Genomic DNA, 22654 nt, shown 5'->3' on the forward strand with positions numbered 1-22654 from the left:
CGGAAAACGTTGTGGATTATACCTGTCATACGCCGCCATGCAAGCACGAGCATACACCTGTATCGCTAAGTGCTGAAAATTTCAGCAACGTTGAGTATTAAATAGAATAATCAGGCTACTTCCCGCCTTCTTCAGCAGATTAACGCCGGGCGTCCCTTGCCTCCATGCTCTACACTTTTCAGTTCAACACCACATTAAGGGAAGCACAATGACGATAATAAAAAGCTATGCCGCCAAAGAGGCGGGCGGCGAACTCGAACTCTATGAATATGACGCGGGAGAACTCCAACCGGAAGATGTCGAGGTACGGGTCGACTACTGCGGGATCTGCCATTCCGATCTGTCAATGATCGACAATGAATGGGGGTTCTCTCAATACCCTCTGGTTGCCGGACATGAGGTCATCGGTCGGGTAGCCGCGCTCGGCAGCGCGGCACAGGATAAGGGGCTAAAAGTCGGCCAGCGCGTTGGAATCGGCTGGACGGCGCGCAGCTGCGGACACTGCGATGCCTGTATCAGCGGCAATCAAATTAACTGCCAGGAAGGCGCAGTGCCCACTATCCTCAATCGTGGCGGTTTTGCCGAGAAGCTTCGCGCAGGCTGGCAGTGGGTAATTCCTCTTCCGGAGAATATGGATATGGCGTCCGCAGGCCCGCTGTTATGTGGCGGCATTACGGTCTTTAAACCGCTACTGATGCACCATATTACTGCTACCAGCCGCGTTGGCGTCATCGGTATCGGCGGGCTTGGGCATATCGCCATAAAGCTGTTACACGCAATGGGCTGCGAAGTCACCGCGTTCAGCTCCAATCCATCGAAAGAGCAGGAGGTGCTGGCGATGGGGGCCAATAACGTGGTGAACAGCCGCGATCCGGAAGCGTTAAAAGCACTGGCGGGTCAGTTCGATCTCATTATTAACACGGTCAACGTCGATCTCGACTGGCAGCCCTACTTCGAAGCTCTGACGTATGGCGGTAACTTCCATACCGTTGGGGCCGTATTGAAGCCGCTGCCCGTACCGGCGTTTACATTAATTGCCGGCGATCGCAGTATCTCAGGCTCGGCAACCGGAACGCCATATGAACTTCGCAAACTGATGAAATTCGCCGGACGCAGTAAAGTCGCGCCCACCACGGAACTGTTCGCAATGTCACAAATCAACGAGGCTATCCAGCACGTTCGCGACGGCAAAGCCCGCTATCGTGTAGTGCTAAAAGCTGACTTCTGACCGCCTGACTCAGCGCTTTGACAATGATCAGGAAGCGCTGAGTGCCTGACGAAAAGCCTGTACAGCCAGTCGGCACTGCTCCGTCACGTGCTCGATGTCATGATTAACATCGATACGCGCAATATCATGTTCATCGGCACACGGTCGCTCCAGCGCGTCAAACTGACTTTGCAGCAGGTCTGGCGGCATAAAATGCCCGGCACGACGCTGCATTCGCTGCAGAATGGTAGCGTAATCGCCATCCAGCCACAGGAAATGTACGTTAGGGCTGCTCTTACGTAAAATATCGCGGTACTGTTTTTTTAATGACGAGCAGACAATAAATCCCGTCTCATTTTTTTTATAAAGACTGTATGAAGCGTCATTTAATCGTTCCAGCCAGGGTAAACGGTCTTCATCAGTTAACGGTATTCCCTGAGACATTTTATCAATGTTTTTCGCCGGATGGAGATCATCACCGTCAATAAACTTCGCAGAAAATAATGTTGCAATTTTGCTGCCTATTAAAGACTTACCACTACCTGAAACACCCATTAAAATATAGCTTTCCCCGGCCATTTAAATACCTCTGAGTCATATTCCACTCCACAATATTACGCCTCTACGTTCGACAATTTCACGTTTTTTAATTTCCATAGAGAAGAACTCTAAGGCACATCACGTTATGCGTAACATTGTAGTGTAACAATTTTCCAGCGTGACATAAGTCACAAATAGTGACAAATAAAACCGCTTAAATGCGTTCAGGGTAACTACCTGACCAGTGAGGAATTTATGGAAGTAAAAACTCAATCCTGCGTTGTTGCGGGTAAGCGTGCTGTTGCCGTTACGGAACAAAATATTGAATGGAATAATAAAGGAACACTCGTACAAATTACCCGTGGCGGCATTTGTGGGTCTGACTTACATTATTATCAGGAAGGCAAAGTCGGCAATTTTACAGTAAAAGCGCCAATGATTTTAGGTCATGAAGTGATTGGCAAAATCGTTCGTAGCGACTCAGATTTATTACGTGAAGGACAACCGGTAGCGATTAATCCATCGAAGCCTTGCGGTCATTGCAAATACTGTCTGCAGCATGAAGAAAACCACTGTACTGAAATGCGTTTCTTTGGCAGCGCCATGTATTTTCCGCATGTCGATGGCGGTTTTACCCGATTTAAAGCTGTCGATACCGCTCAGTGCATTCCCTGGCCGGAACAGGCGGACGAAAAAGCCATGGCCTTTGCCGAACCGCTGGCGGTTGCCATACATGCGGCTCATGAGGCGGGCGATCTGCAGGGCAAACGCGTCTTTATCTCCGGCGTTGGCCCTATCGGCTGCCTGATTGTTAGCGCGGTAAAAACGCTGGGCGCGGCGGAAGTGGTATGTGCCGATATCAGTACCCGTTCTCTCTCGCTGGCCCGGCAGATGGGCGCGGATACGCTGGTGAACCCACAGCATGATTCTCTCGATGACTGGAAAGCAGAAAAAGGGTATTTCGATATCAGTTTTGAAGTCTCTGGGCATCCTTCCTCTATCTCAACGTGTCTGGAAGTCACACGGGCCAAAGGCGTGATGGTGCAGGTTGGCATGGGCGGCGCAGTCCCCAACTTCCCGATGATGATGGTAATAAGCAAAGAGATCTCCCTGAAAGGCTCTTTCCGCTTTACTACCGAATTTAATACTGCGGTTTCTTGGCTTGCCAACCGCGTTATCAATCCGCTGCCGTTACTGAGCGCGGAATATCCATTTACCGACCTGGAAGCGGCGCTGCTCTTTGCCGGAGACAAAACACAGGCGGCAAAAGTTCAGCTCGTTTTCTGAGAAAGTAAAATAAGGGACACTATCATGAACGATCTTTTTTCACTGGCAGGTAAAAATATCCTTATCACCGGAGCCGCTCAGGGAATTGGTTATTTGCTGGCAACCGGTCTTGGTCGCTATGGCGCGCGCATTATTGTTAACGATATTACCCCGGAGCGTGCCGAAACAGCCGTGACGAAACTTCAGCAGGAAGGGATAAAGGCTATTGCCGCTCCCTTTAATGTCACCCATAAACAGGATATTGAAGCTGCGGTTGAACATATCGAAAAAGATATCGGCGTCATTGACGTCCTGATAAATAACGCCGGTATCCAGCGCCGTCATCCGTTTACTGAGTTTCCCGAGCAGGAGTGGAATGATGTCATCGCCGTAAATCAGACCGCGGTTTTTCTCGTCTCTCAGGCCGTTACGCGCCGTATGGTGGCGCGGCAGGCAGGAAAAGTGATCAACATCTGTTCGATGCAAAGCGAGCTGGGCCGCGACACGATTACGCCATACGCCGCGTCGAAGGGTGCCGTGAAGATGCTGACTCGCGGCATGTGCGTGGAGCTGGCGCGTCATAATATCCAGGTCAACGGTATTGCGCCGGGATACTTCAAAACGGAGATGACCAAAGCGCTGGTTGAAGATGAAGCCTTCACCTCCTGGCTATGCAAACGTACGCCTGCCGCACGCTGGGGCGATCCCCAGGAGCTTATTGGCGCAGCGGTGTTTCTCTCGTCAAAAGCCTCCGACTTTGTTAACGGACATCTGCTGTTTGTCGATGGCGGTATGCTGGTTGCCGTCTGACCAGGGAAATACGACGCAGCGCGTAAGCGCTGCTATTTTGGCGCTAATAAGAGAGACGAATATGCCATTAATAATTATTGCGGCAGGCGTTGCGCTGCTGTTGGTTTTAATGATTGGCTTTAAAGTTAACGGCTTTATCGCCCTTGTTCTGGTTGCCGCCGTGGTGGGATTTGCCGAAGGGATGGGCGCGCAAGACGTCCTGCACTCCATACAAAACGGAATTGGCGGTACTCTGGGCGGACTCGCCATGATCCTCGGTTTTGGCGCGATGCTGGGAAGATTAATTTCCGATACCGGCGCCGCGCAGCGCATTGCGACGACGCTCATTAATACGTTCGGCAAAAAACGCGTGCAATGGGCGCTGGTGATCACCGGGCTTATCGTCGGCCTGGCAATGTTTTTTGAAGTCGGATTCGTACTGCTGTTGCCGCTCGTTTTTACGATTGTGGCCTCATCGGGACTGCCCTTGCTGTATGTCGGGGTTCCAATGGTCGCCGCCTTATCCGTTACGCACTGCTTCCTGCCGCCGCATCCCGGCCCTACCGCTATTGCGACAATTTTTGAGGCAAATCTCGGTACGACCCTGCTGTATGGGTTAATCATTACCATACCGACCGTGATTGTTGCCGGCCCGCTGTTTTCAAAATTGCTGGCGCGCTTTGAGAAAGCGCCGCCTGAAGGATTATTTAATCCTCACCTATTCAGTGAAGAAGAGATGCCGTCATTCTGGAACAGTATTTTTGCCGCCGTGATCCCGGTCATTCTGATGGCCATCGCAGCGGTATGTGAAATCACGCTGCCAAAAACGAATGCCGTGCGGGTTTTCTTCGAATTTATCGGTAATCCAGCAGTGGCGTTGTTTATTGCCATTATCATCGCCATTTTTACGCTGGGCCGACGCAATGGACGTACGGTTGAGCAGGTGATGGATATCGTCGGCGAGTCCATTGGCGCTATTGCGATGATTGTTTTTATCATCGCGGGCGGCGGCGCGTTTAAGCAAGTGCTGGTGGATAGCGGCGTGGGCCAATATATCTCGCAATTAATGACCGGCACCTCGCTATCTCCGTTATTAATGTGCTGGACGGTAGCCGCCGTGCTGCGTATTGCGTTAGGTTCCGCGACCGTGGCCGCGATAACCACAGCGGGCGTCGTATTGCCGATTATTAACGTAACCCACGCCGATCCGGCGTTAATGGTACTGGCGACAGGCGCTGGAAGCGTTATTGCATCACATGTTAACGATCCCGGTTTTTGGCTATTTAAAGGGTATTTTAATCTTAGCGTCGGGGAAACCCTACGCACCTGGACCGTTATGGAAACATTGATTTCTGTCATGGGATTACTGGGCGTACTGGCGCTGAATGCGGTTCTGCATTAATTCATCATCCGCAGCCCAATTAACCATGGGGGCGACGTTCCCGCCCCCGGTACTGGAGAAAACATGAGGAATCACAGAATTTCTTTGCAGGATATCGCTACGCTTGCAGGCGTGACAAAAATGACGGTGAGCCGTTACATCCGCTCGCCGAAAAAAGTCGCCAGGGAAACCGGCGAGCGTATTGCGCAGATCATGGAGGAAATTAACTACATACCAAATCGCGCGCCAGCTATGCTGTTAAACGCGCAAAGTTACACTCTGGGCGTGCTGATCCCCTCTTTCCAGAACCAGTTGTTTGCCGACATTCTTGCCGGGATTGAATCCGTAACGTCGGGTCATAACTACCAAACTCTCATTGCGAATTACAATTACAATCGCGATTCGGAAGAAGAGTCCGTTATCAATTTATTGTCCTACAATATCGACGGCATTATTCTTTCAGAAAAATATCATACCCTCAGAACCGTCAAATTCCTGCGCTCAGCTACCCTTCCGATTGTAGAACTCATGGATATCCAGGGCGATCGCTTAGATATGGAGGTGGGGTTTGATAACCGTCAGGCCGCCTTTGATATGGTCAGCACCATGCTGGATAAACGCCAGCGGCGGAAAATTCTCTATCTGGGTTCAAAAGACGATATCCGTGATGAACAGCGTTATCACGGCTACTGCGATGCGATGACGCGCCGGGGGCTGGCGCCGTTGCGCATCAATCCCCGCGCTATCTCCTCTATCCATCTGGGGATACAGCTAATGCGTGATGCGCTTGCTGCGCACCCGGACGTGGATGGCGTCTTTTGTACTAACGACGATATCGCAATGGGCGCTCTACTGTGGTGCCGAGAGCGTCAACTGGCCGTACCGGAGCAGATCTCCATCGCCGGCTTCCACGGTCTGGAGATGGGCAGGCAAATGATACCGAGCCTCGCCAGCGTAATTACCCCTCGTTTTGAGATCGGGCGCAGAGCCGCGCAGATGTTGCTCAACAAAATTAAAAATAACGATCTCAACCATAATACGATTGATTTGGGTTATCAGATTTATCACGGCAGCACGTTATAAATTTTTTGATCTACTTTTTCCCGCAGCTTGCCTGAGCTTAACGGGTAGCCAAAAGCGCCACGCGTCAGGTTACGCGCTACATCATTCGAGGAATACCAGGCTGTCTGCCGGATGGCGGCGCTAACGCCTTATCCGGCCTACGGGTCCGGAGTAGGCCTGAAAAGCACAGCGCCATCAGGCCTACGATTACTGTGATTACGACTTACGCAGCATTAGCCACAGGCTAATCAGGAAGAAAGACGCGCTCGGCAGCAGCGCGCCGACAATCGGCGGAATGCCGTATACCAGCGTCAGCGGGCCAAAAATCTGGTCGAGGACGTAGAAGACGAAGCCGAAGCTAATCCCCGTCACCACGCGCACGCCCATCGGCACACTACGCAGCGGTCCAAAGATAAACGACAGCGCCATCAGCATCATCACCGCCACGGAGAGCGGCTGGAAGATTTTACTCCACATATTGAGCTGATAACGTCCGGCGTCCTGTCCGCTCGACTTCAGATATTTAACGTAGTTATGCAGACCGCTGATGGAAAGCGCATCCGGGTCCAGCGCCACCACGCCTAACTTATCCGGCGTCAGATTCGTTTTCCAGGTGCCGCTCACCGTCTGCGAACCGGTGATCTGTTTCGGGTTTTGCAGATCGGACTCATCCACCTGCGACAAACGCCAGACCTTATGCTCCGGGTCGAATTTTGCCGAAGCGGCGTAACGCACCGACTGCAAACGACGCTGATCGTTGAAAGCGTAAATACTAATGCCGGCCAGCTCCTCGTCGCCCTTCACTCGTTCAATATAGACAAAGTTATTCCCGTCTTTCGCCCACAGACCTTGCTGGGTGGAAAGCAGCGAACCGCCATACATCGCCTGCGCACGATAGTTACGCGCCATCTGCTCGCCCTGCGGGGCGACCCATTCGCCGATCGCCATGGTTAACAGCACCAGGGGGATAGCCGTTTTCATCACCGACAGCGCCACCTGCATACGGGTGAAACCCGATGCCTGCATCACCACCAGTTCGCTACGCTGCGCCAGCATCCCCAGTCCCAGCAGCGCGCCAAGCAGCGCCGCCATAGGAAAGAAGATCTGGATATCCTTAGGTACGCTGAGCAGGGTGTACATACCCGCGCCCAGCGCGTCGTAGTTACCCTGCCCCGCTTTTTTCAGCTGATCGACAAACTTGATGATCCCGGAGAGCGACACCAGCATGAACAACGTCATCATGATGGTGGTAAAAATGGTTTTACCGATATAGCGGTCAAGTACACCAAATGGCTGCATTATACCGCTCCTTTACGCAGAAAACGGGCACGCAGGCGGCGGACCGGCACCGTATCCCACAGGTTTAAACCAATCGCCAACGCCAGATAGATCAGGTTGACCGCCCACATCCAGATAACCGGGTCCAGTTTGCCTTTACCGCCATTCGATTTAATGGAGGTCTGGATCAGGAAGAACAGCAGATAAAGCAGCATGGCGGGCAACATAGACAAGACGCGCCCCTGACGTGGATTCACCACGCTGAGCGGCACGACCATCAGCGCCATCATAAATACGGTAAAGACTAACGTGATACGCCAGTGCAGCTCGGCGCGAGCGCGATCGTTGTCGGTATTCCACAGCGTGCGCATGTCCATCTGGTCGGTATCGTTCGGGTCCAGCGCCACGGCCTGATGGCCAATAATCGCCTGATAGTTCTGGAAGTCGGTGATGCGAAAATCGCGTAGCAACGCCGTCCCTTCAAAACGCGTCCCTTTGTTTAAGGTGACAACCTGGGAACCATCGCGCAACTGAGTAAGGTGTCCGGAATCGGCCACTACCACAGAAGGACGAGCATTGCCCTTAGGACGAATTTGCGCCAGGAAAACATCGTGGAAGTCGCTGCCGTCAACGCTTTCGATAAACAGCACCGAGCTGCCGTTGGTCGCCTGCTGGAATTGCCCCTGCGCCAACGCCGCCATACCGGGGTTCGCTTTCGCCTCCGCCAGCACTTCATCCTGGTGTTTTGACGACCAGGGGCCGGCCCACATCACGTTAACCGCCGCAAGGATACCGGTAAATAACGCCAGTACCATGGCGGCCTTTACCAGCACGGCTTTGCTCAACCCACAGGCGTGCATGACCGTAATTTCACTTTCGGTATACAGTTTGCCCAGCGTCATCAGCAGCCCCAGGAACAGGCTTAAAGGCAGGATGAGCTGCGCCATTTCCGGTACGCCCAGCCCCAGAAGCGAGAGCACCAGATTTGCGGGAATATCGCCGTCAACCGCCGCGCCGAGAATCCTCACTAACTTTTGACAAAAGAAGATCAAAAGTAAGATGAAGAGTATCGCCAGCTGGCTTTTGAGCGTCTCCCGCACCAGATATCTTATGATTATCACTTTAAATACGCCCGTAAAAACCCATTTTTTTGCTGGAATTTAGCTTGTTTCATGGCTTAAACGTCATTTATTCTCTTGAGTCGTCGAAATCATCGCTAAGATCATTATACTCAGCGGATTCACCTCTCAGAACTTGTTCTGACGTGCCAATGCCGTAATAACGTTAAGATTAACACGAAGTCACCGCAACAGCGGACATGAGTTACGAAAGCTTTCAATTTCTATACTCTAATGGATTTCGAGTTGCAGGCAGGCGGCAAGACTGTGAAGCCCCGGAGCTTACATCAGGTAAGCGACAGGGGCGAGCAGGCGCAGCCAACGCATCTGCAACTTGAAAGACGACGAGTATAGCTGTAGCCACCACTGTTGTCTTTAAGATTCAGGAGCATAGTGCATGGAGTTCAGTGTAAAAAGCGGTAGCCCGGAGAAACAGCGGAGTGCCTGCATTGTCGTGGGCGTCTTTGAACCGCGTCGCCTTTCTCCGATTGCAGAACAGCTCGACAAAATTAGCGACGGATACATCAGCGCATTGCTGCGTCGCGGCGAACTGGAAGGAAAACCGGGGCAGACTCTGTTGCTGCACCATGTTCCTAACGTTCTTTCCGAGCGAATCCTCCTCATTGGTTGCGGCAAAGAGCGCGAGCTTGATGAACGTCAGTATAAGCAGGTTATTCAGAAAACGATAAATACTCTGAATGATACTGGTTCGATGGAAGCCGTCTGTTTCCTGACCGAACTGCACGTCAAAGGCCGCAACAACTACTGGAAAGTGCGTCAGGCCGTCGAAACGGCCAAAGAGACGCTTTATAGCTTTGATCAACTCAAGACCAACAAGAGCGAGCCGCGCCGCCCGCTACGTAAGATGGTCTTTAATGTGCCGACCCGCCGTGAGCTCACCAGCGGCGAACGCGCCATTCAGCACGGTCTGGCCATCGCCGCCGGGATTAAGGCTGCGAAAGATCTCGGCAACATGCCGCCCAATATCTGTAACGCCGCCTACCTGGCGTCACAGGCGCGCCAGTTGGCCGACAGCTACAGCAAAAATGTCATCACCCGCGTGATCGGCGAACAGCAAATGCGCGAACTGGGTATGAACGCTTATCTGGCGGTCGGCCACGGTTCGCAGAATGAATCGCTGATGTCGGTGATTGAGTACAAGGGCAATCCGTCCGAAGACGCGCGTCCGATCGTGCTGGTGGGTAAGGGCCTGACCTTCGACTCCGGCGGCATCTCCATCAAGCCATCTGAAGGGATGGACGAGATGAAGTACGACATGTGCGGCGCGGCGGCGGTTTACGGCGTGATGCGTATGGTCGCCGAGCTTCAGCTTCCGATTAACGTTATCGGCGTACTGGCGGGCTGTGAAAACATGCCGGGCGGACGCGCGTATCGTCCGGGCGACGTACTGACCACCATGTCTGGTCAAACGGTTGAAGTGCTGAATACCGATGCCGAAGGCCGTCTGGTTTTGTGCGACGTGCTGACCTACGTTGAGCGCTTCGAACCGGAAGCCGTCATTGACGTCGCGACGCTAACTGGCGCCTGCGTGATTGCGCTGGGCCATCACATTACCGGTCTGATGTCGAACCACAACCCGCTGGCACATGAACTGATCGGCGCGTCCGAACAAGCGGGCGACCGCGCGTGGCGTCTGCCGCTGGGCGATGAGTTCCAGGAACAACTGGAGTCCAACTTTGCGGATATGGCGAACATTGGTGGTCGTCCTGGCGGCGCTATCACCGCGGGCTGCTTCCTGTCGCGCTTTACCCGTAAGTACAACTGGGCGCACCTGGATATCGCTGGTACCGCCTGGCGTTCCGGCAAAGCGAAAGGCGCGACGGGTCGTCCGGTAGCGCTGCTGTCGCAGTTCCTGCTCAATCGTGCGGGCTTTAACGGCGAAGAGTAAGTTTGAGATTACCCCGTAGGCCTGATAAGGCGCATTAGCGCCGCCATCAGGCGTTTTGCCGGATGGCGCCACGCTTATCCGGCCTACGGGGTGCATCATGGCAACGCATTTAAATCCACCACAAGAAGCCTCATATATGAAGAATGCGACGTTCTATCTTCTGGACAATGACACCACCGTCAACGGTTTAAGCGCCGTTGAACAACTGGTGTGTGAAATTGCCGCAGAACGTTGGCGCGCGGGCAAGCGCGTGCTGATCGCCTGCGAAGATGAGAAGCAGGCCATTCGGCTGGATGAAGCGCTGTGGGCAAGACCGGCGGAAAGTTTTGTCCCGCACAATCTGGCAGGCGAAGGCCCACGCGGCGGCGCGCCGGTTGAAATCGCCTGGCCGCAAAAACGCAACAGCAGCCCGCGCGATATTTTAATCAGCCTGCGTACAAGCTTTGCAGATTTTGCCACCGCTTTCACAGAAGTGGTAGACTTCGTCCCTTACGAAGAAACTTTGAAACAACTGGCGCGCGAACGCTACAAAGCCTACCGCGTGGCTGGTTTTAACCTGAATACGGCAACCTGGAAATAATGGAAAAGACATATAACCCCCAAGATATCGAACAGCCGCTTTACGAGCACTGGGAAAAGCAGGGCTATTTCAAGCCTAACGGCGACGAAAGCAAAGAGTCCTTCTGCATCATGATCCCGCCGCCGAACGTCACCGGCAGTTTGCATATGGGACATGCTTTCCAGCAAACCATCATGGATACCATGATCCGTTACCAGCGTATGCAGGGTAAAAACACCCTGTGGCAGGTCGGCACCGACCACGCCGGGATCGCGACCCAGATGGTGGTTGAGCGTAAGATTGCCGCTGAAGAAGGTAAAACCCGTCACGACTACGGCCGCGATGCGTTTATCGACAAAATCTGGCAGTGGAAAGCGGAATCCGGCGGCACCATTACCCGTCAGATGCGCCGTCTCGGCAACTCCGTTGACTGGGAGCGCGAGCGCTTCACCATGGACGAAGGTCTTTCCAATGCCGTGAAAGAAGTCTTTGTTCGCCTGTACAAAGAAGACCTGATTTACCGTGGCAAACGCCTGGTGAACTGGGACCCGAAGCTGCGCACCGCCATCTCTGACCTGGAAGTGGAAAACCGCGAGTCCAAAGGCTCCATGTGGCACATCCGCTATCCGCTTGCCGACGGCGCGAAAACCGCAGACGGTAAAAATTACCTGGTTGTCGCCACCACCCGTCCGGAAACCGTACTGGGCGATACCGGCGTGGCCGTGAACCCGGAAGATCCGCGTTATAAAGATTTGATTGGCAAATTCGTTATTCTGCCGCTGGTTAACCGCCGCATTCCGATTGTGGGCGACGAACACGCCGATATGGAAAAAGGCACCGGCTGCGTGAAGATCACCCCGGCGCACGACTTTAACGACTATGAAGTCGGGAAACGTCACGCCCTGCCGATGATCAACATCCTGACCTTTGATGGCGACATTCGCGAAAGCGCGGAAGTGTTCGATACCAAAGGTGAAGAGTCTGACGTTTATTCCAGCGAGATTCCGGCTGAGTTCCAGAAGCTGGAACGCTTTGCTGCCCGTAAAGCAGTCGTTGCTGCGGTTGACGCGCTCGGCCTGCTGGAAGAAATTAAACCGCACGATCTGACCGTCCCTTACGGCGACCGTGGCGGTGTAGTTATCGAACCGATGCTCACCGACCAGTGGTACGTGCGTGCCGACGTGCTGGCGAAACCAGCGGTTGAAGCCGTTGAAAACGGTAGCATCCAGTTCGTACCGAAGCAGTACGAAAACATGTACTTCTCCTGGATGCGCGATATTCAGGACTGGTGTATCTCCCGTCAGCTGTGGTGGGGTCACCGTATCCCGGCATGGTACGACAACGACGGCAACGTCTACGTTGGCCGTACCGAAGACGAAGTGCGTCAGGAAAATAACCTCGGCGCCGACGTTGCGCTGCGTCAGGACGAAGACGTTCTTGATACCTGGTTCTCCTCCGCGCTGTGGACTTTCTCTACCCTCGGCTGGCCGGAAAACACCGACGCGCTGCGTCAGTTCCACCCGACCAGCGTGATGGTTTCCGGCTTCGACATCATCTTCTTCTGGATTGCCCGCATGATCATGATGACCATGCACTTCATCAAAGATGAAAACGGCAAGCCGCAGGTGCCGTTCCATACCGTCTACATGACCGGTCTGATTCGCGACGACGAAGGCCAGAAGATGTCCAAATCCAAGGGTAACGTTATCGACCCGCTGGATATGGTGGACGGCATCTCCCTGCCGGAACTGCTGGAAAAACGCACCGGCAACATGATGCAGCCGCAGATGGCGGAGAAAATCCGCAAGCGTACCGAGAAGCAGTTCCCGAACGGCATTGAGCCGCACGGCACCGACGCTCTGCGCTTTACCCTGGCGGCGCTGGCCTCGACCGGCCGCGACATCAACTGGGATATGAAGCGTCTGGAAGGTTACCGTAACTTCTGTAACAAGCTGTGGAACGCCAGCCGCTTTGTGCTGATGAACACTGAAGAGCAGGATTGCGGCTTCAATGGCGGCGAAATGACGCTGTCGCTGGCGGACCGCTGGATCCTGGCGGAATTCAACCAGACCGTTAAAGCCTACCGCGACGCTCTGGACAGCTTCCGCTTCGATATCGCCGCGGGCATTCTGTACGAGTTCACCTGGAACCAGTTCTGCGACTGGTATCTGGAGCTGACCAAACCGGTGATGACCGGAGGTTCCGAGTCTGAACTGCGTGGCACCCGCCATACGCTGGTCACCGTACTGGAAGGTTTGCTGCGTCTGGCGCACCCGATCATTCCGTTCATCACCGAAACCATCTGGCAGCGCGTGAAGGTCATTTGCGGTATTACCGCCGACACCATCATGCTGCAGCCGTTCCCGGAATATAACGCCGCACAGGTGGATGAAGCCGCGTTGGCCGATACCGAGTGGCTGAAGCAGGCGATCGTCGCAGTACGTAACATTCGTGCGGAAATGAACATCGCCCCGGGCAAACCGCTGGAACTGCTGCTGCGCGGCTGTAGTGAAGAAGCCGTTCGTCGTGTTAACGACAACCGTAGCTTCCTGCAAACCCTGGCGCGTCTGGAAAGCATCACCGTGCTGCCAGCCGATGACAAAGGCCCGGTTTCCGTGACCAAAATCATCGACGGCGCCGAACTGCTGATCCCGATGGCAGGCCTCATCAACAAAGACGATGAGCTGGCGCGTCTGGCGAAAGAAGTGGCGAAAATCGAAGGCGAGATTGCCCGTATCGAAGGCAAACTGTCCAACGAAGGTTTCGTCGCCCGTGCGCCGGAAGCGGTGATTGCCAAAGAGCGTGAGAAGCTGGAAGGTTATGCAGAAGCCAAAGCGAAGCTGATTGAGCAGCAGGCAGTTATTAGCGCGCTGTAATCTGAAAGCCTGATGGCGCTTCGCTTACCAGGCCTACACGTTCGCTTATTGACATGGCGCGATCGGTAGGCCGGATAAGGCATTCACGCCGCCATCCGACAACATGAATTATGGGCCGACGTAAACGTCGGCCTTTTTACATCAGATAAACGGGAAGTAAGGCATGATGCCACGAGAAATCCACATTAGCGGGCTGTTTTCCAGCGGCTTCTCATCATTGGTTAACTCAAGCGAATCCAGATCGCCCTGGACCTGTGTATTCTGCGCCAGCCAGCTCACCAGCCAAATTTTCAACCACGGATAAGCCAGCCCTAAGGTCACGCCGGAAATCACAAACACCACCAGTAACCGCCACAGCATACCGTGTGCAGTGACAGAGGAATGAAAACGAATCGAATCGTTCGCCAGTGACAAATTGTTTAAAAACAGGTTGCGTAACGCCACATATAAGTAACTGGTTACCACAATAATCGCGAGAAAATAGAGGAAATAACATGCCATTATCTGGCCATAATATTGCAGAATAAGCGCCCCTCCTGCCTGCGCATTCCCCATCATACTCAAAAGAATCATGTCGGTGAACACCGGCGCGATTAGATAACCAATCACGACAGCAAAAGGGAAAAGGGTCAACATTGCCAACACGCACCCTCTGATGCACGTTTTAACATTAACCTGAATCGAGAAACGATGAATGCCAAAGTTTGCGCCATTACCAAACAAGGTCATCCATTTGCTGTAGGTAATACCGTTAATGACCCCTATCCCAATAATAGCCAGCAAACCGAGAAAAACGATACTGAACACTAAACCGCCGACGGCGATGGTTACCAGTGAGATAATATAAAGAACAATATAAAGCGCCACCATCAGGAGTACAGGAAGAGCGAACATGTACCACCAGGCGCGCCGCATGGAACACTGGAATCCAAAATGTACGCCATTAAGCGAAGTCATCATCGCCTGATACTGTAATCCTTTCACCGCCATAAAAGGAATAATCGCAATTAATAAGCCGAATAGCGTAAAACCGAGACCGGGATGACCGTGTTCAATAAGAGAGAGGCTAACAATATAAATAATAAAAACTAACAACACACTAATAAATAATGCGCCGCCCGTGGCTTTGTAAGCAAAAGGCTGATTGTTTAGCGTCATATTAGTATAAATATAACGTCGACATTTCACCATCGCCCACGGCGCATAGATTCCCAACGTGATACACGTCAACAAGAAATTCACAAGGCAAATAACAAAATACTTTCCGCCCTTGCCTGTAAACACCAACGTGTGATTATGGTTATCTTTACTACTGATAACGTTATTCATGAATCATATCCCTGAATTACAATCTATTAGAATTAATAATAAAAACCAGTAAATTGTTACTGATTTGACTACGATACTATTTTTGTTTAATTTTTCCGCCTTTTATTTTGTCTGATTTAGGATCTCCTTGCGCGTAACTCAAGACGGTGGTATTAAAGTAATCTATAAATAAATTTTAAAAATTGAGCCATATTATGAATAATGTCGCCTCGCCAACGCTCACGGTGCGCCGAATCACTACCGCCGACAATGCCGCTATTGCCCGTGTCATCCGTCAGGTTTCAGCGGAATACGGACTTACCGCCGATAAAGGTTATACCGTTGCCGACCCCAATCTGGATGAACTGTATCAGGTTTATAGCCAACCGGGCGCGGCCTACTGGGTGGTAGAGCAAAACGGTTGTGTGGTGGGCGGCGGTGGCGTGGCGCCGTTATCCTGTAGCGAACCAGACATTTGTGAACTGCAAAAAATGTATTTTTTACCGGTGATTCGTGGTCAGGGGCTGGCGAAAAAGCTGGCGCTGATGGCGCTGGATCATGCCCGTGAACAGGGTTTTAAACGCTGCTATCTGGAAACAACGGCTTTTTTACGCGAGGCGATTGCGCTATACGAACGTTTAGGATTTGAACATATTAGCGAACCGCTCGGCTGCACCGGACATGTCGATTGCGAAGTGAGGATGTTAAAGGATCTCTGAAAACCAGGCGTTTATTTATCCTCGCCAGGTATTATTTTTGCTGATATAAGTAATCCCGGAAACATCCTGTTATCCGGGAATCACTTATTATTCAAGGAAGTTATAAATGAAACGCCTATTATCAGCAATTGTTTTCCCCGCTATGTTTATTAGTATATCTAATGTATATGCATTAGATATACAGCCCGGCGAATGGAAAATGGAAAATATAGAAATGCGCACCATCAATCCAGATACAAAAGAAGTATTAATGGATGAAAAAAATTCGGGCATAGCGACGCTTATGTGTTATACCCCTAAAATGTCTGAAGATTCTAAAAAAATGGTGAAGGGTTTTTCTACCAGTGCAGGCGGTTGCACGACAACATTTGTAGAAAGTACGGATACCAAACTGATCAATGAGACTGTGTGTAATAATCCTGATGTCAAATCGCACTCTATTGTAGAAACGACGAAAATAAGCGATACAGAATTTGCGATGACCATGAAATCGGATGTCGATGCAGGAGGTAATAAAACAACCTCCATCAACAAAATTAAACAAACCTTTGTTGGCAAGACCTGCTCTGAAGCGTCAAAAGGCGTGAAACAGTAAGTATTTCAACACAAGAACCCGTAGTGATGATGCAAAAAGGGCATTGTTCACGGTAACCTTTCGGGAATATAACACTGAGTGAGTTCTTTTTGCCTGCCTCAGGGCAGGCTTTACTCAGGACAGAATATCATGAAAATGACTTTTCCTGCTCGCCAGCAGTTTGATGCCGGGCGGATGACCACGCAGGTGGCGACAGCGTAAAAGATAAAAACGCTAATCTTTAATTTTACCCTTTATCCGGCGGCTGGCACGCCGCTATGAAAACGAAACTCGCGGTCTGGCGACAAGATAAGGTCAGCTTCCACCTCGCCAAAATAGCGCACGCGCGCAGAAATGTCCTCGGCGGAAATCTGCTGCGCCAGCGCCAGGTAATCCTGATAATGCCGCGCTTCGGAGCGCAGAAGCGAGAGATAAAACGTCTGTAAATCCTCATCCAGCCAAGGCGCCAGAGCGGCAAAACGTTCGCAGGAGCGGGCTTCGATATACGCCCCGCAAATCAGCTTATCAATTAAGGTGAGCGGTTCGTGCGTGCGTACCGCTTTCAACATTCCTTTCGCGTAGCGGCTGGCGGTGATTTTCACATAAGGAATGTTTCTGGCCTGCATGACCTCGCGTACCTGCCAAAAATGGTGCAACTCCTCTTTAATCAATAACACCATACGGTCGATAAGCTGACGTCCCCAGGGGTCATCAGTTTGCGGCATGGCGCTTTTGCTAATCTGTTTATGCAGGGCAACAAAATCCGGCTCCGGCCCCTGACGAAACGCGAACGCCTCGTAAGGTTGCAGCCAGGCGAGCAGCGCGTCGGCGCCCGATTTATCGGCGACATATTTACGCACCAACAGCAACGCGGTTTGCGCAGCCTTCAGTTCGCAGATCAGGTGATCGGTAAGCAGAAGAGGAAGATTTTGCGGATCGCGGGCCTGGACAATCCACGCCTGCGGCGTCGGGCAATGCAGGAAATTAAGCACCGGAGAGAGTATTTGCGGGTAATTCATACGTAACCTGTAAAAAAATACGACAGCAGACGCTGCCGTACCGTCATACTATGCAGCTTTAGTGACGCACGCCGTCGTCATCTTCATCGACATAATCGTCGTCGTCACCCTCTTCGCCATTAGGGTCTTCGAAATAGGTTCCCCAGCCGTCGTATTCGACATCATATTTTTCCGCCAGGTTCATCAGTTGCTCAACCTGAGCGTCGATGAGTTCGGCGTTCAACGCGCACTCGCTGAGGATGTCGCAACAAATAACCGTATCGCCCTCTTCCACTTCCAGCTCTTCCGGCTCCGTCACTTCATAGCCGAGTTTAAAGGCTTCTACCGCGGCTTTTTCCAACGTTTCGAAATCGTCAGCGGAAAGGTGATGCTCGATAGTGTACAGCGCATCCGGATCGCTGCCATCCTCAAGTAACTCTTCAATAATTAACCGCGTTTCTTCACGCTGCTCTTCCAGTAATTCCGGGTTTGCCATAGCTCGTTCCTCATAGATGTCCTGCCGATACTCTTATTGTCACATACCGCCGACGTTGCCTCCACCTTATCGAGAAAAGTTTTATCAAACAGGGTTGCAAATGAATAATCATCCATATAAAGTGAATTTTAATTCAATGAGAGGCCTAAGCCATGTGAGGGAAGTATGTCTACGTTTTACCAAAAACCTTTTTTAAAGTTACTTGATTTCACCGCCAGCGAGCTCACTGCTCTGTTGCAGCTTGCCGCCAAACTGAAAGCCGATAAGAAAAACGGTAAAGAAGAACAAAAGCTGGTGGGTAAGAATATTGCGCTCATCTTCGAAAAAGACTCGACCCGGACACGATGCTCTTTCGAAGTTGCCGCATACGATCAGGGGGCGCGCGTGACGTACCTGGGTTCCAGCGGGAGCCAGATCGGCCATAAAGAGTCCATCAAAGATACTGCCCGCGTCCTGGGCCGGATGTTTGACGGTATTCAGTATCGAGGATATGGCCAGGAGATCGTCGAAACGCTGGCTGAATATTCCGGTGTGCCGGTATGGAACGGTTTAACCGATGAGTATCACCCAACGCAATTACTGGCGGATCTGCTCACCATGCAGGAACATCTGCCGGGTAAAGCCTTTAACGAGATGACGTTGGTCTATGCCGGAGACGCGCGTAATAACATGGGTAACTCCATGCTGGAAGCCGCCGCGTTAACAGGATTGGATCTCCGTCTGGTCGCGCCAAAAGCCTACTGGCCGCAAGCCGCGTTAGTGGCGGAGTGCAGCGCCATGGCGAAAAAGAACGGCGGCGCCATCACCCTGACCGAAGATATCGCCTCAGGCGTAAAAGGCGCGGATTTTATCTATACCGATGTTTGGGTCTCTATGGGCGAACCCAAAGAGAAATGGGCGGAGCGTATTGCCCTGCTGCGTGATTATCAGGTCAACAGCCAGATGATGGCGTTAACCGGCAATCCGCAGGTTAAGTTCCTGCATTGTCTGCCTGCGTTCCATGATGACGAAACCACGCTCGGCAAAAAAATGGCCGAAGAGTACGGTTTACATGGCGGGATGGAGGTGACCGACGAGGTTTTTGAGTCTGCGGCCAGCATTGTCTTTGATGAAGCGGAAAACCGCATGCATACCATCAAAGCAGTAATGGTAGCGACGCTGTCTAAATAATGTCGTGATGATGCCGGATGGCGGTTGGCCTACAAGATCGCAACGTGCAGGCGCCGCCATCCGGCACAAAATATTACGCCATCAGCATTTTCACAACCGCTTTACGTACCCGCGCCGGTTCTCCCACCGCGCACAGGGGCTTATGCACTTCGCCGGGATAAAACACCACAAAGTCGCCTTCGTTCAGGACGACGGTTTTCTCGTCGACGCTCGTCGGTAAAAATGCAATGTCTTTATCCGCCAGCCAGTCCGTGTGCGGCGTTCCCGCAGGCCGGGTACTGAATGCCATCCCTTCCTGACCTTGTAGCACAATCTGAATATCAAGATAACGGGCGTGATACTCTGCGCTGCGCGATTCGCCCGGCTCCGTCATATTTTCAGAAATCATATAAAACAGCCTGTCGCCGTCAATGTCATACTTACCTGGCGCGGTCGTTGCCGTGACATGCGCATTGACGTGCTCAATCGCCTGCCGTAACGCCGTCGGCAGCCAGGCCTCCAGATATTCAATATTGCCAATAATCATCGCATCCCCTTAGTTAAAACAGCGTTTTATATTTCTCTTTATACGAGAAAAATGGCTGCCATACTACCCTTACTCTCATCGATTTTGCGCCAGCGCATGTTTATCGCCAGCGGTGTTTCTATATTGTTAATAGTTCGCCCAACTTTATGCAGTACCTATGCATAAACCCCAGCGGCGCCAAATTGCCATCACTAACAACGCTTTGATATTAAAGGCGTTAACATAAAAACGTTTTAGCGATCACAATTCGCTCTCCCTGCATAAATGACTTCTCTATCCATAGTTATTTTTAAATTATTTAAATATCCCCGATAATAAAATCCCCCTCACGCATAGTTATGCAACCATTAAAAATAATCATTTTATTTTCAATGAGTTAAGATTTAAATATCATTCAATACAACAAACAAATAATTAACAATAAAAAAATAACAAACCATATAGCTGCGTAGTAATTCATTTAATGCCTTATTGTTTTTTGAATTTCTCTGACCCGGCTCATATATTAAGTAAGAAAAATAGCACTCCTTGATTGATGTGAATCTCATCACATTAACAACCCAAATAAAATTCAATCATTGCTCCCGAATTTAACTGAAACGCCGCGACTGCAAGCACGCTAAATATTTGCAGCCACTCCTTCTTTATTCTTGAAATTATGTAAAAGGTATAATGATGGAAAAGCATTTTGTCGGTTCTGAAATCGGTCAATTACGCAGCGTAATGTTGCATCGGCCCAATCTCAGCCTAAAAAGACTTACCCCTTCAAATTGTCAGGAATTACTTTTTGACGATGTATTATCCGTAGAGCGCGCTGGCGAAGAGCATGACATTTTTGCCAACACGCTGCGCCAGCAAGGGATAGAAGTGTTGCTGTTAACCGACCTGCTCACCCAAACGCTGGATGTGGCTGACGCTAAAGCCTGGCTACTGGATACGCAAATTTCCGATTATCGCCTTGGGCCCACCTTTGCCGCAGATATTCGCGCCTGGCTGGCGGATATGCCGCACCGTGAACTGGCTCGCCATTTAAGCGGCGGTTTAACTTACGGCGAAATTCCCGCCTCCATAAAAAATATGGTGGTCGATACTCACGATATTAATGACTTTATTATGAAGCCATTACCGAATCACCTATTTACCCGTGACACGTCCTGCTGGATATATAACGGCGTCTCAATTAACCCCATGGCGAAACCTGCACGCCAACGTGAAACGAGTAATTTACGTGCTATTTATCGCTGGCATCCTCAATTCGCAGGCGGTGATTTCATTAAATATTTCGGCGACGAGGACATTAATTACGACCACGCCACTTTAGAGGGCGGCGATGTGCTGGTGATTGGCCGCGGCGCGGTGTTGATCGGTATGTCTGAACGTACTACGCCGCAGGGCGTCGAGTTCCTGGCGCAGGCATTGTTTAAACATCGTCAGGCGGAACGCGTCATTGCCGTTGAACTGCCAAAACATCGCTCCTGTATGCACCTTGACACCGTCATGACCCACATTGATATCGACACCTTCTCCGTCTATCCGGAAGTCGTTCGCCCGGACGTTCAGTGCTGGACGCTGACGCCAGACGGACGCGGAGGTCTGAAACGAACCCAGGAGAGCACGCTGGTTCATGCTCTTGAAAAAGCGCTTGGCATCGATCAGGTGCGCTTAATCACCACTGGCGGCGACGCATTTGAAGCTGAGCGCGAACAGTGGAATGACGCCAATAACGTGCTCACCCTGCGTCCCGGCGTGGTGGTGGGCTATGAGCGCAACATCTGGACCAACGAAAAATACGACAAAGCCGGCATTACCGTCCTTCCCATTCCCGGCGATGAACTGGGTCGCGGGCGCGGGGGCGCACGCTGCATGAGCTGTCCACTGGAACGCGATGGTATTTAAAGGAGACGTTATGGAAAACAAACGCACACTGGTCGTCGCGCTGGGCGGCAATGCGCTGCTCAAACGCGGCGAACCGCTGGAGGCTGATATTCAGCGTAAAAATATCGAACTGGCGGCCAGAACCATCGCCCAGCTTACGCGGCAATGGCGCGTGGTGTTAGTGCACGGCAACGGCCCACAGGTAGGACTGCTGGCGCTACAAAATAGCGCCTACGCTAACGTTACACCCTACCCGCTCGATATTCTCGGTGCGGAAAGCCAGGGCATGATTGGCTACATGCTGCAACAGGCGCTGAAGAATCATCTGCCGGAGCGTGAAATCAGCGTCCTGCTCACCCAGGTCGAAGTCGATGCCAACGACCCGGCATTCCTCAATCCAACCAAATATATCGGCCCCATTTACGACGAAGCGCAAGCCCGTGCGTTACAGGCAGAAAAGGGCTGGGTATTCAAAGCCGACGGTAACGCCTTCCGCCGCGTTGTGCCCTCCCCGCAGCCGAAACGCATTGTGGAAAACGATGCCATCCGCGCGCTGATTAGCCGCGATCACCTGGTTATCTGTAACGGCGGCGGCGGCGTACCGGTCGTGGAAAAAGCCGATGGCTACCACGGTATCGAGGCGGTGATCGACAAAGATCTGTCCGCCGCCCTACTTGCCAGCCAAATTCACGCCGACGCGCTGCTCATTCTGACCGATGCCGACGCGGTGTATCTCGACTGGGGCAAGCCCACCCAGCGCCCGCTGGCGCAGGTTACGCCGGAACTGCTTCGTGAAATGCAGTTCGACGCCGGTTCGATGGGCCCGAAAGTGACCGCCTGCGCTGAGTTTGTCAGCCATTGCCGCGGCATTGCCGGAATCGGCTCGCTGGCGGATGGGCAAGCCATTCTCGCGGGCGAGAAAGGTACTTTGATTCGGTGTGAAACCGCCGACGTTGACGCATAAGGCTTTTTACCGGATGGCGGCTTCCGCCTTATTCGGCCT

At 52.0% G+C, this 22654-nt stretch carries 20 protein-coding genes and 1 pseudogene; 13 read left to right on the forward strand and 8 right to left on the reverse strand.

Annotated features, from left to right (window positions below; genetic code table 11):
- Nucleotides 1-208: 208 nt before the first annotated feature.
- Nucleotides 209-1228 carry an NAD(P)-dependent alcohol dehydrogenase gene (locus J4617_RS11685; protein ID WP_000152566.1) on the forward strand — a complete coding sequence of 340 codons (1020 nt, stop codon included), beginning with the start codon at nt 209-211 and terminating at the stop codon, nt 1226-1228.
- 27 nt (nt 1229-1255) lie between these two features.
- On the opposite strand, the gene idnK is transcribed toward J4617_RS11685, so the two are convergent.
- Nucleotides 1256-1786, reverse strand: a complete 531-nt coding sequence (gene idnK / locus J4617_RS11690) for a gluconokinase (RefSeq protein ID WP_000896756.1) — start codon at nt 1784-1786, stop codon at nt 1256-1258.
- A gap of 216 nt (nt 1787-2002) precedes the next feature.
- Here idnK and idnD point away from each other — a divergent pair, with 216 nt between their 5' ends.
- From idnD to J4617_RS11710, 4 genes are all read left to right on the forward strand, one after another.
- The gene (gene idnD, locus J4617_RS11695; RefSeq protein ID WP_017465847.1) at nt 2003-3034 is read left to right on the forward strand and encodes an L-idonate 5-dehydrogenase; all 1032 of its coding nucleotides are present in this window, start codon (nt 2003-2005) and stop codon (nt 3032-3034) included.
- 24 nt (nt 3035-3058) lie between these two features.
- A complete protein-coding gene (idnO, locus tag J4617_RS11700; RefSeq protein WP_000998688.1) occupies nt 3059-3823 on the forward strand; it encodes a gluconate 5-dehydrogenase in 765 nt (254 codons plus the stop codon).
- A 61-nt stretch (nt 3824-3884) separates the two neighbouring features.
- Nucleotides 3885-5204, forward strand: a complete 1320-nt coding sequence (gene idnT / locus J4617_RS11705; protein ID WP_001128356.1) for a gnt-II system L-idonate transporter — start codon at nt 3885-3887, stop codon at nt 5202-5204.
- 63 nt (nt 5205-5267) lie between these two features.
- Nucleotides 5268-6266, forward strand: coding sequence for a LacI family DNA-binding transcriptional regulator (locus J4617_RS11710; protein WP_001244061.1), 999 nt, complete (start codon nt 5268-5270; stop codon nt 6264-6266).
- A 195-nt stretch (nt 6267-6461) separates the two neighbouring features.
- Here the strand turns inward: J4617_RS11710 and lptG are convergent, their stop codons facing one another.
- The 3 genes from lptG to J4617_RS23000 all read right to left on the reverse strand — a co-directional run bounded on the left by lptG (nt 6462) and on the right by J4617_RS23000 (nt 8758).
- On the reverse strand, nt 6462-7544 hold the full coding sequence (lptG, locus tag J4617_RS11715; protein ID WP_001182242.1) for an LPS export ABC transporter permease LptG: 1083 nt from the start codon (nt 7542-7544) through the stop codon (nt 6462-6464).
- Nucleotides 7544-8644, reverse strand: a complete 1101-nt coding sequence (gene lptF, locus J4617_RS11720; protein WP_000584132.1) for an LPS export ABC transporter permease LptF — start codon at nt 8642-8644, stop codon at nt 7544-7546. Before lptF ends, lptG begins: the two co-directional genes overlap by 1 nt.
- Nucleotides 8645-8707: 63 nt before the next feature.
- Nucleotides 8708-8758, reverse strand: a complete 51-nt coding sequence (locus J4617_RS23000) for a hypothetical protein (protein ID WP_212724070.1) — start codon at nt 8756-8758, stop codon at nt 8708-8710.
- A 280-nt stretch (nt 8759-9038) separates the two neighbouring features.
- Between J4617_RS23000 and pepA the strand changes: the two genes are divergently transcribed.
- The 3 genes from pepA to J4617_RS11735 all read left to right on the forward strand — a co-directional run bounded on the left by pepA (nt 9039) and on the right by J4617_RS11735 (nt 13985).
- Nucleotides 9039-10550 (forward strand): leucyl aminopeptidase, encoded by a 1512-nt coding sequence (gene pepA / locus J4617_RS11725; RefSeq protein ID WP_000397158.1) that lies wholly within the window; start codon nt 9039-9041, stop codon nt 10548-10550.
- Between the two features lie 136 nt (nt 10551-10686).
- Nucleotides 10687-11130: a DNA polymerase III subunit chi gene (gene holC, locus J4617_RS11730; protein WP_001523689.1), complete on the forward strand. Its 444-nt coding sequence runs from the start codon at nt 10687-10689 to the stop codon at nt 11128-11130.
- Nucleotides 11130-13985 (forward strand): valine--tRNA ligase, encoded by a 2856-nt coding sequence (locus tag J4617_RS11735; protein WP_017465845.1) that lies wholly within the window; start codon nt 11130-11132, stop codon nt 13983-13985. The genes holC and J4617_RS11735 overlap by 1 nt, the downstream gene beginning before the upstream one ends.
- A gap of 141 nt (nt 13986-14126) precedes the next feature.
- Here J4617_RS11735 and J4617_RS11740 read toward each other — a convergent pair whose 3' ends face one another.
- Nucleotides 14127-15314, reverse strand: a complete 1188-nt coding sequence (locus J4617_RS11740; protein WP_001066984.1) for a YjgN family protein — start codon at nt 15312-15314, stop codon at nt 14127-14129.
- A 194-nt stretch (nt 15315-15508) separates the two neighbouring features.
- Here J4617_RS11740 and J4617_RS11745 point away from each other — a divergent pair, with 194 nt between their 5' ends.
- Together J4617_RS11745 and J4617_RS11750 are read left to right on the forward strand one after the other, a co-directional pair.
- Nucleotides 15509-16012: a GNAT family N-acetyltransferase gene (locus tag J4617_RS11745; RefSeq protein ID WP_001519079.1), complete on the forward strand. Its 504-nt coding sequence runs from the start codon at nt 15509-15511 to the stop codon at nt 16010-16012.
- 106 nt (nt 16013-16118) lie between these two features.
- Complete coding sequence (locus J4617_RS11750; RefSeq protein ID WP_000826193.1) at nt 16119-16607, forward strand: DUF3617 domain-containing protein; 489 nt, start codon at nt 16119-16121, stop codon at nt 16605-16607.
- 233 nt (nt 16608-16840) lie between these two features.
- On the opposite strand, the pseudogene miaE reads toward J4617_RS11750, so the two are convergent.
- Together miaE and rraB are read right to left on the reverse strand one after the other, a co-directional pair.
- Nucleotides 16841-17652 (reverse strand): annotated as a pseudogene (miaE, locus tag J4617_RS11755) (tRNA isopentenyl-2-thiomethyl-A-37 hydroxylase MiaE).
- Nucleotides 17653-17663: 11 nt separating this feature from the next.
- Nucleotides 17664-18080, reverse strand: a complete 417-nt coding sequence (gene rraB, locus J4617_RS11760) for a ribonuclease E inhibitor RraB (protein ID WP_000002940.1) — start codon at nt 18078-18080, stop codon at nt 17664-17666.
- Between the two features lie 165 nt (nt 18081-18245).
- Here rraB and argF point away from each other — a divergent pair, with 165 nt between their 5' ends.
- The gene (gene argF, locus J4617_RS11765; RefSeq protein WP_017465844.1) at nt 18246-19250 is read left to right on the forward strand and encodes an ornithine carbamoyltransferase; all 1005 of its coding nucleotides are present in this window, start codon (nt 18246-18248) and stop codon (nt 19248-19250) included.
- A gap of 73 nt (nt 19251-19323) precedes the next feature.
- Here the strand turns inward: argF and J4617_RS11770 are convergent, their stop codons facing one another.
- On the reverse strand, nt 19324-19776 hold the full coding sequence (locus tag J4617_RS11770; protein WP_000583462.1) for a YhcH/YjgK/YiaL family protein: 453 nt from the start codon (nt 19774-19776) through the stop codon (nt 19324-19326).
- Between the two features lie 675 nt (nt 19777-20451).
- Here J4617_RS11770 and arcA point away from each other — a divergent pair.
- Together arcA and arcC are read left to right on the forward strand one after the other, a co-directional pair.
- Nucleotides 20452-21672: an arginine deiminase gene (gene arcA / locus J4617_RS11775; protein ID WP_017465843.1), complete on the forward strand. Its 1221-nt coding sequence runs from the start codon at nt 20452-20454 to the stop codon at nt 21670-21672.
- Between the two features lie 10 nt (nt 21673-21682).
- A complete protein-coding gene (arcC, locus tag J4617_RS11780) occupies nt 21683-22615 on the forward strand; it encodes a carbamate kinase (RefSeq protein WP_000428751.1) in 933 nt (310 codons plus the stop codon).
- The last annotated feature ends 39 nt before the right edge of the window (nt 22616-22654 follow it).

The organism is Salmonella sp. 32010601201800023SM, assembly GCF_017572235.1.
GTDB classification, from domain to species: Bacteria; Pseudomonadota; Gammaproteobacteria; order Enterobacterales; family Enterobacteriaceae; genus Salmonella; species Salmonella enterica.

Coding starts and splice junctions, on each gene's coding strand:
- J4617_RS11685 (WP_000152566.1), top strand. CDS start 209: ATGACGATAATAAAAAGCTATGCCGCCAAAGAGGCGGGCGGCGAACTC.
- idnK (WP_000896756.1), bottom strand. CDS start 1,786: ATGGCCGGGGAAAGCTATATTTTAATGGGTGTTTCAGGTAGTGGTAAG.
- idnD (WP_017465847.1), top strand. CDS start 2,003: ATGGAAGTAAAAACTCAATCCTGCGTTGTTGCGGGTAAGCGTGCTGTT.
- idnO (WP_000998688.1), top strand. CDS start 3,059: ATGAACGATCTTTTTTCACTGGCAGGTAAAAATATCCTTATCACCGGA.
- idnT (WP_001128356.1), top strand. CDS start 3,885: ATGCCATTAATAATTATTGCGGCAGGCGTTGCGCTGCTGTTGGTTTTA.
- J4617_RS11710 (WP_001244061.1), top strand. CDS start 5,268: ATGAGGAATCACAGAATTTCTTTGCAGGATATCGCTACGCTTGCAGGC.
- lptG (WP_001182242.1), bottom strand. CDS start 7,544: ATGCAGCCATTTGGTGTACTTGACCGCTATATCGGTAAAACCATTTTT.
- pepA (WP_000397158.1), top strand. CDS start 9,039: ATGGAGTTCAGTGTAAAAAGCGGTAGCCCGGAGAAACAGCGGAGTGCC.
- holC (WP_001523689.1), top strand. CDS start 10,687: ATGAAGAATGCGACGTTCTATCTTCTGGACAATGACACCACCGTCAAC.
- J4617_RS11735 (WP_017465845.1), top strand. CDS start 11,130: ATGGAAAAGACATATAACCCCCAAGATATCGAACAGCCGCTTTACGAG.
- J4617_RS11740 (WP_001066984.1), bottom strand. CDS start 15,314: ATGAATAACGTTATCAGTAGTAAAGATAACCATAATCACACGTTGGTG.
- J4617_RS11745 (WP_001519079.1), top strand. CDS start 15,509: ATGAATAATGTCGCCTCGCCAACGCTCACGGTGCGCCGAATCACTACC.
- J4617_RS11750 (WP_000826193.1), top strand. CDS start 16,119: ATGAAACGCCTATTATCAGCAATTGTTTTCCCCGCTATGTTTATTAGT.
- rraB (WP_000002940.1), bottom strand. CDS start 18,080: ATGGCAAACCCGGAATTACTGGAAGAGCAGCGTGAAGAAACGCGGTTA.
- argF (WP_017465844.1), top strand. CDS start 18,246: ATGTCTACGTTTTACCAAAAACCTTTTTTAAAGTTACTTGATTTCACC.
- J4617_RS11770 (WP_000583462.1), bottom strand. CDS start 19,776: ATGATTATTGGCAATATTGAATATCTGGAGGCCTGGCTGCCGACGGCG.
- arcA (WP_017465843.1), top strand. CDS start 20,452: ATGGAAAAGCATTTTGTCGGTTCTGAAATCGGTCAATTACGCAGCGTA.
- arcC (WP_000428751.1), top strand. CDS start 21,683: ATGGAAAACAAACGCACACTGGTCGTCGCGCTGGGCGGCAATGCGCTG.